Source organism: Streptococcus oralis, from assembly GCF_001578945.1.
In the GTDB taxonomy this organism is placed as follows: Bacteria; Bacillota; Bacilli; order Lactobacillales; family Streptococcaceae; genus Streptococcus; species Streptococcus oralis_Q.
The window spans coordinates 359,023-373,759 of the sequence record NZ_KQ969550.1 but is presented as its reverse complement, the minus strand read 5'-3'; the positions used below and the strand labels follow the sequence as shown (position 1 = coordinate 373,759).

The 14,737-nt window shown below is 42.2% G+C and carries 15 protein-coding genes and 2 pseudogenes; 15 read left to right on the top strand and 2 right to left on the bottom strand.

Annotated features, from left to right (window positions below; all coding sequences use genetic code 11):
- Nucleotides 1-208, bottom strand: a pseudogene (locus SORDD16_RS01690) (helix-turn-helix domain-containing protein); the annotation flags it as partial.
- Nucleotides 209-388: 180 nt separating this feature from the next.
- Between SORDD16_RS01690 and tsaE the strand changes: the two are divergent.
- From tsaE to recA, 5 genes are all read left to right on the top strand, one after another.
- Nucleotides 389-832 (top strand): tRNA (adenosine(37)-N6)-threonylcarbamoyltransferase complex ATPase subunit type 1 TsaE, encoded by a 444-nt coding sequence (gene tsaE / locus SORDD16_RS01685; protein WP_061452115.1) that lies wholly within the window; start codon nucleotides 389-391, stop codon nucleotides 830-832.
- Nucleotides 822-1,343, top strand: coding sequence for a GNAT family N-acetyltransferase (locus SORDD16_RS01680; RefSeq protein ID WP_061452114.1), 522 nt, complete (start codon nucleotides 822-824; stop codon nucleotides 1,341-1,343). Before tsaE ends, SORDD16_RS01680 begins: the two co-directional genes overlap by 11 nt.
- A 4-nt stretch (nucleotides 1,344-1,347) precedes the next feature.
- Entirely contained in the window at nucleotides 1,348-2,382 is a 1,035-nt protein-coding gene (gene lytR / locus SORDD16_RS01675) for a glycopolymer--peptidoglycan transferase LytR (RefSeq protein WP_061452113.1), read from the top strand.
- 71 nt (nucleotides 2,383-2,453) lie between these two features.
- A complete protein-coding gene (locus SORDD16_RS01670; RefSeq protein ID WP_061452112.1) occupies nucleotides 2,454-3,710 on the top strand; it encodes a competence/damage-inducible protein A in 1,257 nt (418 codons plus the stop codon).
- A gap of 54 nt (nucleotides 3,711-3,764) precedes the next feature.
- Complete coding sequence (gene recA / locus SORDD16_RS01665; protein ID WP_061452111.1) at nucleotides 3,765-4,931, top strand: recombinase RecA; 1,167 nt, start codon at nucleotides 3,765-3,767, stop codon at nucleotides 4,929-4,931.
- A gap of 160 nt (nucleotides 4,932-5,091) precedes the next feature.
- Here the strand turns inward: recA and SORDD16_RS01660 are convergent, their stop codons facing one another.
- Nucleotides 5,092-5,646, bottom strand: a complete 555-nt coding sequence (locus SORDD16_RS01660; RefSeq protein WP_061452110.1) for a GNAT family N-acetyltransferase — start codon at nucleotides 5,644-5,646, stop codon at nucleotides 5,092-5,094.
- 109 nt (nucleotides 5,647-5,755) lie between these two features.
- Between SORDD16_RS01660 and SORDD16_RS01655 the strand changes: the two genes are divergently transcribed.
- The 10 genes and pseudogenes from SORDD16_RS01655 to SORDD16_RS01610 all read left to right on the top strand — a co-directional run bounded on the left by SORDD16_RS01655 (nucleotide 5,756) and on the right by SORDD16_RS01610 (nucleotide 14,737).
- On the top strand, nucleotides 5,756-7,126 hold the full coding sequence (locus tag SORDD16_RS01655) for an MATE family efflux transporter (RefSeq protein ID WP_061452109.1): 1,371 nt from the start codon (nucleotides 5,756-5,758) through the stop codon (nucleotides 7,124-7,126).
- A gap of 96 nt (nucleotides 7,127-7,222) precedes the next feature.
- Nucleotides 7,223-7,940, top strand: a pseudogene (locus SORDD16_RS01650) (YebC/PmpR family DNA-binding transcriptional regulator).
- A 176-nt stretch (nucleotides 7,941-8,116) separates the two neighbouring features.
- A complete protein-coding gene (locus SORDD16_RS01645) occupies nucleotides 8,117-8,581 on the top strand; it encodes a MarR family winged helix-turn-helix transcriptional regulator (protein ID WP_061416016.1) in 465 nt (154 codons plus the stop codon).
- The gene (locus tag SORDD16_RS01640) at nucleotides 8,565-10,334 is read left to right on the top strand and encodes an ABC transporter ATP-binding protein (protein WP_061452108.1); all 1,770 of its coding nucleotides are present in this window, start codon (nucleotides 8,565-8,567) and stop codon (nucleotides 10,332-10,334) included. Before SORDD16_RS01645 ends, SORDD16_RS01640 begins: the two co-directional genes overlap by 17 nt.
- Nucleotides 10,324-12,084 (top strand): ABC transporter ATP-binding protein, encoded by a 1,761-nt coding sequence (locus SORDD16_RS01635; protein WP_061452107.1) that lies wholly within the window; start codon nucleotides 10,324-10,326, stop codon nucleotides 12,082-12,084. The genes SORDD16_RS01640 and SORDD16_RS01635 overlap by 11 nt, the downstream gene beginning before the upstream one ends.
- A 97-nt stretch (nucleotides 12,085-12,181) precedes the next feature.
- Nucleotides 12,182-12,685, top strand: coding sequence for a phosphatase PAP2 family protein (locus SORDD16_RS01630; RefSeq protein WP_061452106.1), 504 nt, complete (start codon nucleotides 12,182-12,184; stop codon nucleotides 12,683-12,685).
- Nucleotides 12,686-12,798: 113 nt separating this feature from the next.
- Nucleotides 12,799-13,245, top strand: a complete 447-nt coding sequence (locus SORDD16_RS01625) for a LytTR family DNA-binding domain-containing protein (protein WP_000776591.1) — start codon at nucleotides 12,799-12,801, stop codon at nucleotides 13,243-13,245.
- A 5-nt stretch (nucleotides 13,246-13,250) separates the two neighbouring features.
- Nucleotides 13,251-13,925 (top strand): LiaF transmembrane domain-containing protein, encoded by a 675-nt coding sequence (locus tag SORDD16_RS01620; protein ID WP_061452105.1) that lies wholly within the window; start codon nucleotides 13,251-13,253, stop codon nucleotides 13,923-13,925.
- A 104-nt stretch (nucleotides 13,926-14,029) separates the two neighbouring features.
- Nucleotides 14,030-14,218 (top strand): 50S ribosomal protein L28, encoded by a 189-nt coding sequence (gene rpmB, locus SORDD16_RS01615; RefSeq protein ID WP_001140948.1) that lies wholly within the window; start codon nucleotides 14,030-14,032, stop codon nucleotides 14,216-14,218.
- Nucleotides 14,219-14,371: 153 nt separating this feature from the next.
- Nucleotides 14,372-14,737, top strand: a complete 366-nt coding sequence (locus tag SORDD16_RS01610; protein ID WP_000216437.1) for an Asp23/Gls24 family envelope stress response protein — start codon at nucleotides 14,372-14,374, stop codon at nucleotides 14,735-14,737.

The window sequence follows — 14,737 nt, the reverse complement described above, 5'->3', positions numbered from 1 at the left end:
CAAATTTTCTCTTTCGCCACAGTTTGATTTAGCATTATGGTAAGATGCCTGTGCTCAACTTGGAGAATTTTGTATGTTCTTTCCATTTATGACTAATGCTGGAAGGATGGCGATGAAGTAATTTAGCAATTTGAGAAAAATTTAGGCCTTTTGTACGGTAAATCAGAATACTTTCTCGCTCATCCATGCTAAAATGGTGATAACTCATAAGATTTCCTTTCGTAACTAGTTCGTTTAATTCCATTCTACTAGAAGATCTTATGAGTTTTTATTGTGCACTTATATTGTATATTCAAGATCGATAAAAATCCCCTATTTTACCAAAATTGTTATAGTAAGTTTATAAAGAAAATTCACACAAAAGAAAACTTTTTGGTATAATAGTAGTATGTACACAAAAAATGAAGAAGAGCTGATCGATTTGGGAGAACACCTAGGGATCTTACTCCAAAAGAACGATGTTTTGATCTTGACGGGAGAGCTGGGTGCAGGCAAAACAACCTTTACCAAGGGTCTTGCTAAGGGGTTGGATATCCGCCAGATGATCAAAAGTCCAACTTATACTATCGTAAGAGAGTATGAAGGCCGTCTTCCGCTCTACCACTTGGATGTCTATCGAATTGAAGGAGACGCTGATTCTATTGACTTGGATGAGTTTCTCTTTGGTGGCGGTGTGACTGTTATTGAGTGGGGGCATCTTTTGGGTGAAGATTTACCAGATTCTTACTTGGAATTGGAAATTTTGAAAGAAGCTGAGGGTCGTTGCCTTCATTTTACAGCTCATGGCCCTCGGGCTGAACAACTCATCAAGGAGCTTCAGGATGGAGTATGAGTTGTGTATTCGTGAGGCAGAGATTTCAGATGCTACAGCCTTAATTGCATTTTTAGATTGTGTCGGTCAAGAGACAGACTTCACTAGCCTAGATGAAAATGGTATCATGATGACAGCATCTGAAATGGCTCTTTTTATCGAAAAGCAAGCTGCATCGGAGAATCAAATTACTCTCCTCGCCTTACTGAATGATGAGATTGCGGGTGTCTTAAATATCACAGCGGATCAACACTTAAGAGTTCGACATATTGGAGATGTTTTTCTAGCAGTTCGAAAGAAATTCTGGAATCAAGGTTTGGCCACTATTCTTTTAGAAGAAGGCATCGAATGGGCTACAGCTAGCCGTATTTTGCGTCGACTACAACTAAGTGTGCAAAAACGAAATGAGGCGGCCGTCCACCTCTATTCAAAAATGGGATTTATCATAGAAGGCTTGCAAGAAAGAGGAGCCTATTTAGAAGAAGGGATATTTTTAGACGTTTGCCTTAGGGGCAAGCTGATAGATAAATAACGAGATGATCAAAAAATTAATTGGAATGGTACTAGCTTTTCTAGCAGTGACAATTTTGGGTGTAGGGGGTTATGCCTACACAATCTACCAGCAGGGAACTGCAACTCTGAGCCAAAAAACTTACAAAAAAATCGGAGAAGAGACCAACGTTATCGAGGCAACAGAACCTTTGACCATTCTCTTAATGGGGGTGGACACGGGAAACGAGGAACGTCTTGATCCTTGGGCTGGAAATAGTGATTCCATGATCCTTCTTACGGTCAATCCGAAAACCAAGAAAACTATCATGATGAGTCTGGAACGTGATATTTTGACCAGGATTGAGACTGGAAATAGTCAAATTCAGGAGGCAAAGCTCAATGCAGCTTATGCAAATGGTGGAGCTGAACTTGCCATTTCTACCATTCAAAAAATGATGAATATTCATATCGATCGCTATGTCATGGTCAACATGAAGGGCCTGCAACAACTAGTTGATGCAGTTGGCGGTGTCACTGTCAATAACACACTCGGTTTTCCAATTTCAATCAGTGATCAGGAAGAGTTTAATAAAATCTCAATTGGGGTCGGTGAGCAAACCTTGAATGGTGAGGAAGCCTTGGTGTATTCGCGGATGCGTTACCAAGACCCTGAAGGGGATTATGGTCGTCAAAAACGTCAACGTGAAGTCATTCAGAAAATCGTTGAAAAGGTTTTGAGTTTGAATAGTGTGAGCCATTACCAAGGCATTCTCAAAGCACTGAGCGACAATATGCAGACAAATGTTGATTTGTCTGCTTCCAGTATTCCACAATTACTTGGTTATCAAGATTCCTTTAAAAACATCGAAACTCATCAACTTCGTGGTGAAGGCGAAGAATTGCAGGGAATCTCCTACCAAATCGTAACGAGAGAGCATATGCTAGAAATGCAAAATCTCTTGCGTCGTTCCTTAGGGAGAGAAGATGTGACGGAGTTGGAGACCAACGCTGTTCTGTATGAAAATCTTTATGGTCGTACAGCGCCTTTAACAAATATTTCAGGCGAAGAGACAGAATAAAACAAAGAATTAATCGTGGGATTTCCCGCGATTTTTTCAAAAAAAATCCGAATAGATAGGTAGGAGGAAAGATGAAAGCAGAAATTATTGCTGTTGGAACAGAAATTTTAACAGGGCAGATCGTCAATACCAATGCTCAGTTTTTATCAGAGAAGCTAGCAGAAATCGGGGTAGATGTTTATTTTCAAACAACTGTTGGAGACAATGAAGCTCGTCTTTTGTCCTTGCTTGAGATTGCGAGTCAACGTAGTAATCTTGTGATTTTGACAGGGGGCTTGGGACCAACTGAGGATGATTTGACCAAACAAACTCTGGCAAAATTTTTAGGAAAAGATCTAGTGTTTGACCCTCAAGCGCAAGAGAAATTGGATACCTTCTTTGCTCATAGACCTGACTATGCTCGGACACCGAATAATGAGCGCCAAGCTCAGATTGTAGAAGGGGCAACTCCATTGCCAAATGAGACAGGTTTAGCAGTAGGAGGGGTGTCGGAAGTGGATGGCGTAACCTACGTGGTCCTTCCAGGACCGCCAAGTGAGTTGAAACCTATGGTCTTAAATCAACTCTTGCCCAAGTTGGTGACAGGTGCCAAACTTTATTCCCGGGTACTTCGTTTCTTTGGAATTGGTGAGAGTCAGTTGGTGACCATTTTGGCGGATTTGATTGACCATCAAACCGACCCGACCTTGGCTCCTTATGCCAAAACGGGAGAGGTGACCTTGCGTTTGTCTACAAAAGCAGTCAGTCAAGAAAAGGCTGATCAAGCACTGGATATCCTAGAAAATCAAATCTTGGATCGTCAGACTTTCGAGGGAATTTCTCTACGAGATATCTGTTATGGATATGGGGAAGAAACCAGTCTAGCAAGTGTCGTTGTAGAAGAGCTAAAGAAGAGACAGAAAAGCATTACTGCAGCAGAAAGTTTGACGGCAGGTCTCTTTCAAGCTACTTTAGCAGACTTTTCAGGTGTTTCAGCTATTTTCAACGGAGGCTTTGTCACCTATAGTTTAGAAGAAAAATCAAAGATGCTGGATATTTCCGAGCAAGAGCTGAAAAAACACGGTGTTGTTTCTGAGTTTACGGCTCAAAAGATGGCAGAGCAGGCACGACTCAAGACTCAGTCTGATTACGGAGTTAGTTTGACGGGTGTGGCAGGACCAGATAGCTTAGAGGGGCATCCAGCTGGTACGGTCTTTATCGGCTTGGCACATGCAAAAGGAACAGAGGTTATCATGGTTAATATCGCAGGGCGGAGTCGAGCGGATATTCGTCAGATTGCGGTTATGCATGCCTTTAACCTAGTTCGCAAGGCTTTATTAAGTGACTAACTTTTGATATAATAGTAGGTAGGTCTTAGGACTATTAGAATACAGGAGAATAGAATGGCGAAAAAACCAAAAAAATTAGATGAAATTTCAAAAAAATTCGGAGCTGATCGTGAAAAAGCCTTGAACGATGCTCTTAAATTGATTGAGAAAGACTTCGGTAAAGGTTCAATCATGCGTTTGGGTGAACGTGCAGAGCAAAAAGTACAGGTCATGAGTTCAGGGTCTTTGGCTCTTGACATTGCTCTTGGTTCAGGTGGTTATCCTAAGGGACGTATCATCGAAATCTACGGACCAGAGTCTTCTGGTAAGACAACGGTTGCCCTTCACGCTGTTGCGCAAGCACAGAAAGAAGGTGGTATCGCAGCCTTTATCGATGCGGAGCATGCTCTTGACCCGGCTTATGCGGCGGCTCTTGGAGTGAACATTGATGAGTTGCTCTTGTCGCAGCCAGACTCAGGGGAGCAAGGTCTTGAAATTGCAGGAAAATTGATTGACTCAGGTGCAGTTGATCTTGTCGTTATTGACTCAGTTGCGGCTCTCGTACCTCGTGCAGAAATCGATGGAGATATTGGGGACAGCCACGTTGGTTTGCAAGCTCGTATGATGAGTCAGGCCATGCGTAAACTTGGAGCTTCTATCAATAAGACTAAGACAATTGCTATCTTTATCAACCAATTACGTGAAAAAGTTGGAGTAATGTTTGGAAATCCGGAAACAACTCCTGGAGGCCGAGCTCTTAAATTCTATGCTTCGGTCCGTCTAGATGTTCGTGGAAATACCCAGATCAAGGGCACAGGAGACCAAAAAGAGACCAACGTTGGTAAGGAAACCAAGATCAAAGTCGTGAAAAACAAGGTAGCTCCTCCATTTAAAGAAGCTATTGTGGAAATCATGTATGGTGAGGGAATCTCTAAAACGGGTGAACTCTTGAAAATTGCAAGTGATTTAGAAATTATCAAAAAGGCCGGTGCTTGGTACTCCTACAAGGATGAAAAGATCGGTCAGGGTTCTGAAAATGCTAAGAAATACTTGGCAGATCACCCAGAAGTCTTTGAAGAAATCGATCACCAAGTCCGGGTTAAATTTGGTTTGATCCAAGGTGAGGAAGGACAAGAGCAAGCTCAAGTTACTGCTAAAGAAACACCAGCTTCTCAAGATAATGAAGGAGAAGAAGTTGTGCTGGATCTGGGAGATGAACTAGAAATCGAAATTGAAGAATAAAAGAGGCTAGTCAAAAGGTTTTTAAAATTAGAAAACGCATAGTATCAGGTGTTGAAAAACCTTGATATTATGCGTTTTATTGTTGGAAGACTTACTTTGTTTTCTCATGAAATTGAGTTTTTGCCCAACATATTTTTAATATGCTAATTGAATTTAGCAACTAATGATCACTAAAGCGTCGATACTCGATATGAAAGTCAAAATAATGCTCATCCTGTAACTTTTGGAAGATATCGCGGTAGGCTTCCTCATCAAAGTAGTCGCCACGATAGAGGATTTCAAAACTCAAACCTTCGTACTCTAGAAAAGCGTTGGCTGTTTTGAAGCCATTTTGTAGGTAGAAATCCATGCGAGCTTGTCGTTGATCCAAGTTATCGCATTCTTCATCCAATCGCTCGACTTCCAGCAACATGGTTCGCTGGTAAAAATCTGTCAGCTTTTCGATGATTTCCTTTCCGTACCCATGGCTTCTCAAGTGGGGCATGATGGCAAAAAAACTGATATAAAAAGCTTTTTTATTGAAGATGGAGAAGGCAAAGCCGACAAACTCTTCTTGGTTATAAAAGGCAAAAAAGTGGGCGTCTTCTCGGTCCTGATAGCGCAAGAACTCAGACAGAGGGACTCGTTCTTCCTCAGGAAAAGCTTCCTTGTTTAGCTTTTCAACCTTATCAAGATCTGGAAATGCATCGTTTATTAATTGACTGGTCAAACTCATACATGACCTCCTTTTCTTGATTATAGCAAATTGTCTCTCTGTAAGCAATTGATTGCAAACTTAGTGACAGAGCCTTGTCGCTCCTCTAGAAAGCTGATATAATAGCTTTATGAATAAGAAACGATCCGTGGACTTGATACATGGTCCCATTCTTCCTGCGCTATTAAGTTTTGCCTTTCCAATCTTGCTGTCTAATATTTTCCAACAGCTCTATAACACTGCGGACGTCTTGATTGTTGGGCGTTTTCTTGGTCAAGATTCCTTGGCAGCAGTGGGTGCGACAACTGCCATTTTTGACTTGATTATAGGTTTTACACTTGGTGTTGGAAATGGCATGGGGATTGTCATTGCCCGCTATTATGGGGCTCGTAATTTCACCAAAATTAAAGAAGCAGTCGCTGCAACTTGGATTTTAGGTGCTCTTTTGAGCATTGTGGTCATGCTGATGGGATTTGTTGGTCTGTATCCACTCTTGCAATATTTAGATACCCCTGCAGAAATCCTTCCTCAGTCCTATCAATATATTTCTATGATAGTGACCTGTGTCGGTGTCAGCTTTGCCTATAACCTCTTTGCAGGCTTGTTGCGGTCTATTGGAGACAGTCTAGCAGCTCTTGGATTTCTGATTTTCTCTGCTTTGGTTAATGTGGTTCTGGATCTCTATTTTATCACGCAACTGCATCTGGGAGTTCAATCTGCGGGGCTTGCTACCATTATCTCGCAAGGCTTGTCAGCGGTTCTCTGCTTTGCTTATATCCGTAAGAGTGTTCCAGAACTACTCCCTCAACTCAAGCATTTTAAATGGAACAAGGCCCTGTATGTGGACCTCTTGGAGCAAGGTTTGGCTATGGGGCTGATGAGTTCGATTGTGTCTATCGGTAGTGTGATTTTACAGTCTTCTGTCAATACCTTTGGGGCCGTGATTATTAGCGCCCAGACGGCAGCTAGACGCCTTATGGCTTTTGCTCTCCTTCCGATGACGGCTATTTCTTCTGCTATGACGACCTTTGCCTCTCAGAATCTAGGCGCTAAGCGCCCAGACCGCATTGTTCAAGGACTTCGAATCGGCAGTCGTCTAAGCATGTCCTGGGCAGTTTTTGTTTGTGTCTTCCTCTTTTTTGCCAGTCCCACCTTGGTTTCCTTCTTGGCCACTTCGACGGATGGATACCTAGTAGAAAATGGTGGTCTCTACTTGCAAATCAGTTCAGCATTTTATCCCATTTTGAGCCTCTTGTTGATTTATCGAAATTGTTTGCAGGGCTTGGGGCAGAAAGTCCTTCCTCTGGTTTCCAGCTTTATTGAACTAATCGGGAAAATCGCTTTTGTGGTCTTGATTATTCCTTGGGCAGGCTATAGGGGAGTCATCCTTTGCGAACCTCTTATCTGGGTTGCCATGACCATCCAACTTTACTTTTCACTTTTCCGTCATCCATTGATAAAAGAAGGCAAGAAAATCTTGGCAGCCAAAGGACAATCCTAGCTGGATTTGCTGAATAAAATCCATTTCCTCTAGTGAAAATCGAAAAAACTTGTGTTATAATAAGAAAGATTAAAATGTGAAAAAAGGAGATTCCTAATGGGACGTAAATGGGCCAATATCGTAGCCAAGAAAACGGCTAAAGATGGAGCTAACTCTAAAGTATATGCAAAATTTGGTGTCGAAATCTATGTAGCAGCTAAAAAAGGTGATCCAGACCCAGAATCAAATACTGCTTTGAAATTCGTTATCGATCGTGCCAAACAAGCCCAAGTGCCAAAACACGTTATCGATAAAGCGATTGATAAAGACAAAAGGAAATACAGACGAAACCTTTACAGAAGGACGTTACGAAGGCTTTGGACCAAATGGTTCTATGCTGATTGTGGATACCTTGACTTCAAACGTCAACCGTACAGCTGCGAACGTTCGTGCTGCTTTTGGTAAAAATGGCGGAAACATGGGCGCTTCAGGTTCTGTTTCATACCTCTTTGATAACAAGGGTGTGATCGTATTTGCAGGTGAGGACGCTGATGCAGTCTTTGAGCAACTGCTAGAAGCAGATGTAGATGTGGACGATGTAGAAGCAGAAGAAGGAACAATCACCGTTTACACAGCTCCAACAGACCTTCACAAGGCTATCGTTGCCCTTCGTGAGTCTGGCATCGAAGAATTCCAAGTAACTGAATTGGAAATGATCCCTCAGTCTGAAGTGGAATTGTCAGGTGATGACCTTGAAACCTTTGAAAAACTTTACAGCGTTCTTGAAGATGATGAGGACGTCCAAAAGATCTACACCAATGTAGATGGATTCTAATATAACCTAGAGAACATGATCCTAAGTGAGAAACTCACTTGGGATTTTTTCAATCAAGAAAATAGTTCTCTTGGAAACTTTTTTCTTGACATTTCTTCTGGGAGTGATAAAATAGTTCTCATGGGAACACAAATGGTTCTTATGAGAACTATTTAAAAGTAGAGAAAGGAGTACCCATGGAGAAACCCTTGTTAATTTTCAGGCGCTTTGGCCATCAAGTTCATCTGATGATGAAGACGGAAGCCAAACGATCTGGTTTTGAATTTATTGGAGGACCACAGGGCCAAGTCTTGCGCTATCTCAATCATCAAGAAGAAATGGGCCAAACCTCCAAGGTTGGAGATATTGAAAAAGAGCTAAATATCAGTAAATCTGTAGCCAGTAACTTGGTCAAGCGTATGATCCAAAATGGCTTAGTTACGATTGAGGTCTGTGAAAAGGATAAACGGGCCAAGTTTGTCTCTCTCACGGACCAGTCCCGAGCGCAGATGAAACAAGTTCAGGAGTTCTTTGATCAGCTGGATCAAAACCTAGTAGAGGGAATTTCCCCACAGGACTTGCAGACTTTTGAGCGAGTTCTGGCACAATTTCAAGAAAATATCGAAAAGATTGGAGAAAGAAGTCATGAAGAAACTCGCTAAACGCATGACCGGTAAAGAGTGGGGAATGGTCCTCTTGGCTATTCTTTTTACCTGCTTTACCGTGTATTTAGAACTCGAGGTGCCCACCTACATCTCCCAAATTACCGAACTCTTAGGAACGAGTGGAACTGAGTTAGGAGATCTCTGGTCACCAGCTGCGAAGATGATTGGTTTATCTTTATTGGCCTTCTTTTCATCTGTTTTGGTTGGTTTCTTTGCCGCTCGCGTTGCAGCCTCCTATACAACCCATCTACGTAGAGATGTATTTCATCAGGTTTTAGATTTTTCACAGACAGAAATCAAACGTTTCTCCATCCCAAGTCTTTTGACTCGGACGACCAATGATATTACCCAGGTACAGATTCTCTTTACCATGGGCTTGCAAGTGGTTACTCGTGGGCCAATCATGGCTATCTGGGCCATTGGAAAAATCCTTGGGAAATCGGAATACTGGCTCTGGGCGGTCCTTGTGGCTGTTATTGTGAATGTTTTGATGACCACTGTTCTCATAACTCTGGCCTTTCCAAAACAATCGGTCATCCAAAAATTGACAGATAAACTCAATAGCATCACTCGTGAAAGTTTGACTGGGATTCGAGTTGTTCGCGCCTACAATGCGGAAGATTATCAAGACGAAAAATTTGAAGTAGCTAATGACGAAGTGACGCGTCTCAATCTCTTTGTTAATCGGCTGATGGCGATTATGAACCCGATTATGATGGCGATTTCGAGTGGGTTGAGTTTAGCCATTTACTGGATTGGTGCCTATATCATCAACGATGCAAGTCTGACAGAACGTCTGCCACTCTTTAGTGATATGGTGGTCTTCATGTCCTATGCTATGCAGGTTGTGATGGGCTTTTTGCTCATGGGGGCACTCTTTATTGTCCTCCCTCGTACCTTAGTTTCAGCAGAACGGATCAATCAAATCTTGGATATGCATTCCTCTATTGAAAATCCTAGTCATGCACAGACAGCGGATCCTTCAGTTCAAGGGCAAGTGGAATTTCGTGATGTGACTTTCCGCTACTCTAAAAACTCAGAAGCAGTCGTGGAACATGTCAGCTTCAAGGCAGAAGCGGGTCAAACCGTAGCCTTCATCGGATCGACTGGTTCTGGTAAATCTACGCTTGTCAACCTCTTGCCACGTTTTTACGACGTTTCAGATGGAGAAATCCTAGTGGACGGAGTTAATGTTCAAGATTACGACTTGGAAGATTTGCGCAATAAGGTCGGCTATATCCCTCAAAAAGCTGTACTCTTCTCTGGAGATGTCAAGGGGAACTTGGACTTTGGTAAGAGCAAAGAAACTCCTCTAAGCGAAGCTGCTATGTGGCAAGCTCTTGAATTGGCCCAGTCTAAAAGCTTTATCGAGGACAAGGAAGCAGGTCTTGCATCAGAAGTGGCCCAAGGCGGAACCAACTTCTCTGGAGGTCAAAGACAGCGTTTGGGCATTGCGCGTGCCTTGGCTCGTAAACCAGAGATTCTCATCTTCGATGACTCTTTCTCAGCCTTGGACTACAAGACAGATCGTGTCCTGCGCCAAGAACTAGCTGAGAAAACAAAATCCATGACCAAGCTCATCGTAGCGCAGCGGATTTCTACCATTATGGATGCTGATTTGATTTTAGTTCTGGATCAAGGTAAAGTTGTGGGACAAGGCACCCACAAGGAGCTTCTAGCTACCAACGAAGTCTACCAAGAAATTGCCTACTCACAACTATCGAAGGAGGAATTGGAACATGGAAAATAAAAAAGTGTCGCTCTGGAAACAGTGCAAACCGTATATGACAGGTCTTCAAGTCCCTCTCCTTGTAGCAGTTGTGGCTGTAGTCATTTCAAGCATTATTACCGTTTATGGGCCAACTAAGATTAAAGAAATTACTAACTTGATTTCAGACGGATTGGCAACCGGAATTGATTTAGGAGCTGTATCAAGTATTGCTGGTTTCTTGGTTGTCCTCTATGTATTTGGAGCTATTCTTAACTATACACAAGCTTATATCTTTTCAACTAGCATTCAGTATTTTTCAAAACGCTTACGGACGGCTATTGCTGAGAAAATTAATCGTTTGCCTCTCGGCTATTTTGACCGTCATTCACAAGGAGATACTCTTTCGCGTGTGACCAATGATGTGGATACGGCGGCGCAATCTCTCAACCAAAGTCTGGGAACAGTTATCTCAGCTAGCTTCTTGTTGATTGCTGTTCTAGTGACCATGTTTGGAATGAACTGGATTTTGGCTCTAGTAACGGTTGTTTCTACGCTTCTTGGTTTTGCTGCTGTTTCGGTAATCATGCTTAAATCACAGGGACACTTTGAAGCTCAACAAAACAATCTGGCAGCCGTCAATGGTTACGTAGAGGAAATGTACTCTGGCCACAATGTAGTGACCAGCTATAACGCTGTGGACACCACTAAAGAAACATTCGCAGGTTTAAACCAAGACTTGCATGATAGTATCTGGAAATCTCAGTTTATCTCTGGTATCATGATGCCAGCCATGATTTTTGTTGGGAACTTTAGTTATGTCTTAGTCATTATCGTTGGGGCCGCGCTGGCGTTAGAAGGACATATCAGTATCGGAATTATCGTGGCCTTTATGGTTTACGTACGTACTTTTTCTCAACCTCTGTCACAGATTGCCCAAGGAATTACGAGTTTACAACAAGCAAGTGCGGCCATGACTCGTGTATTAGAATTTCTAGCTGAAGCAGAGATGCAAGATGAATCTCACAAGGAAAGACAATTGAGCAACATGAAGGGGGAAGTAGTCTTTGATCATGTGTCATTTGGCTACACACCAGAGCGCACCATCATCCATGACTTTTCTGCGACAGCTCATGCAGGTCAAAAGGTCGCGATCGTTGGACCGACTGGGGCTGGTAAGACAACCATTGTCAATCTTTTGATGAAGTTCTATGAGATAGATAAGGGAAGTATCCGCATCGATGGTGTCGATACCAAGGATATGAAGCGCTCAGAAGTACACGATGCCTTTTCAATGGTCTTGCAGGATACATGGCTCTTTGAAGGAACGATTCGAGAGAACCTGATCTATAATCAGACAGACATCAGTGATGAACGAATGATGGAAGCCAGCAAGGCTGTAGGAATCCACCACTTTATCATGACCTTGCCAGATGGCTACGATACTGTTTTGGATGACACCGTGACCTTGTCTGTTGGACAAAAACAGCTCTTGACCATTGCTCGTGCGCTTCTCAAGGATGCGCCACTCCTAATTCTGGATGAGGCGACATCTTCAGTCGACACACGTACAGAGGAATTGATCCAAAAAGCTATGGACCGTTTGATGGAGGGTAGAACTTCCTTTGTCATCGCCCATCGCTTGTCAACTATTCGTAATGCTGATTTGATCCTTGTCATGAAAGATGGCAATATCATTGAACAAGGCAATCACGAGGAGCTCATGGCACAAGGCGGCTTCTACGCTGACTTGTACAATAGCCAATTTACAGAAGATGAAACAGAAGAATAAATCTAAAGAAGGCTTGACGGCCTTCTTTTTCTGCACTATACTAGAAGACAAACGTCTCACCTGTAGACGAAAACAAGGTAATGAATGAGAATTATAAATGAAAAATTATCAAGAATGGTATCGAAATATCAGCTCTAGACTAATCAGTCATCCCCCCCTTTTATTTCTATTACGCAGTTTCAATCGCTTGATGACAGTCGCTATGCCCCTAGTCTACTTGACCTTGCTAGTCACCACTTACCTGCAACTAGGACTTGGTCAGCAAGTTGGGGTTTATGTGCTTATTCCTGCATCAGGCTTTGTGATCTTGTCCCTATTTCGTAAGAAAATCAACCACCCGCGACCTTATGAAACTTGGGATATCAGTCCTCTGCTTGAAAAGGATAGTTCGGGACGATCGATGCCCAGTCGCCATGTTTTTTCGGCAACCATCATCTCCATGGCCTGTCTGCATGCTAGTCTACCTGTTGGATTGGCATGCTTGCTCTTCTCAGCTTTGCTGGGCTTGGTGAGGGTTTTAGGGGGTGTTCATTATCCCAAGGATGTCTTGGTTGGCTATGCCTGTGGTCTGGTGTGGGGATTCCTTTTCTTCCTATTCTGACATGTAAGTTAAGCTAGCCCTACACCCACTTACAGGCTTAGATTGACCACTTACTTTTTTGCCCTTGTTTTCCTGTTTTAGCTTTGGTATAGTAGAGTCAGAAAGGAGATGTGATGAAGTTACGAATTGAGATTGACGGCAATTTAGAGGAGACTGAAATTGTCATCAAGACCCCCACTTTGACAGATGAAATTGCAGACTTGCAACGACTTTTGCAAGAGTCAAAGGCTCCGAGGTTAACTTTTTACAAGGGGACAGGTGAATATTATCTAGACCTGTCAGAAATTCTCTTCTTTGAAACAGAAGGAAGCAAGATCTACGCTCATAACCAGAAGGAAGCCTATGAAGTTCGCCTCAAGCTCTATGAGTTGGAGTCCATCTTACCTCGCTATTTTAGTCGAGTTTCCAAGTCAACGATCGCAAACATCCGTCAGATTTACTCAGTGGACAAGTCCTTTTCAGGGACGGGCACCATTTCCTTTTATCAGACGCACAAGGAGGTTCATGTCTCACGGCATTACCAATCCCTCCTAAAAGAAAATCTAAGAAACATGAGGTAAAAAACATGAAAAAGAAAGCATTTGGTATTGTTTTATTGGTTTTAGCAGCCTGGATCTTGCTGCAAGGGAATTTTGGAATTCCTTCTTTAGATGGTAAAATATGGCCTTTGATTGGTGTTGCTTTTTTTGTCTACAAGTCCATCGAATCTCTGCTCAATCGCCATCTGACAGCAGCAGTTTTTACAGGTCTAATAGCTCTCATGACTGCCAATCATTTTTATCACATTTTGCCTATTCCAAATCAGTCTTTATTTTGGGCTAGTATCTTAGTGGTTCTTGGTGTTGGCTATCTCACTCACTCCAGTAAGTATTGGTATGGAAGAAAATGGTGGTACAATGGCAAAGAGACCGTCATCACTGACAAGGAAGTTGCTTTTGGCAGTGGAACCTTCTATAAGCAGGATCAAGATCTGGTAGACGACCAAGTAGAAGTTGCTTTTGGAGATGCTAAAATCTACTATGATAATGCAGAGATGTTAGGTGATTTTGCAACTTTAAATATTGAGGTTGCCTTCGGAAATGCAACTGTCTATGTTCCGCAACACTGGCGTGTAGATTTGAAAGTAGAAACATCCTTTGGTGCAGCCAAGGCAGACGCTCCTGTAGCGCCAACAAGCAAAACCTTGATTATCCGTGGTGAAGTCGCTTTTGGTAAACTTGGTGTTGTTTACGTCAAATAAAAAAATAATCTAAGCCCTTGATAAATTCAAGAAAGTGTGATAACATAGTACGGTATGTGGTGCTAGCACATCCGCTATATTAGATCTAATAGGAGGAAAACACAATGGCTAAAGTATGTTACTTTACAGGTCGTAAGACTGTATCAGGAAACAACCGTTCACACGCGATGAACCAAACCAAACGTGCCGTAAAACCAAACCTTCAAAAAGTTACTGTTCTTATCGATGGTAAACCTAAAAAAGTTTGGGCTTCAGCTCGTGCTTTGAAATCAGGTAAAGTTGAACGCGTTTAATAAAGATGAGAAGACCACCTAGGTCTTTTTCTTTTGCTCTATAGATAAAACCATTTGAAAAATAGAGTAAATATCCGCCGATACAGCATTCTGCTTTTACACTTGGAATGAAATATGATAAAATAAAGTATCAACTAGTTGAGGTAAAAAAAAATGACTGTAAAAATTAATACAAAAGATGGTCAAATCGAACTAACAGATGAAGTGATTGCAACCGTTGTAGGTGGTGCAGCAACTGAGATTTTTGGTGTGGTCGGTATGGCTAGTAAAAATGCCCTCAAAGATAATTTCCAAGCCCTTCTAGGGAAGGAAAATTATTCCAAAGGTGTCGTCGTAAAGGCAGCCGAAGATGGCAGTATTGCAGTTGATGTATATACCGTGTTGAGCTACGGAACAAAGATTAGCGAAGTGTCAAAAAACATTCAAGAGCGTGTTCGTTTTAGTTTGGAAAACCAACTAGGAATCACTGCTCAGACTGTGAATGTCTACATTCAAAATATCAAAGTTGTAGGAGAATAA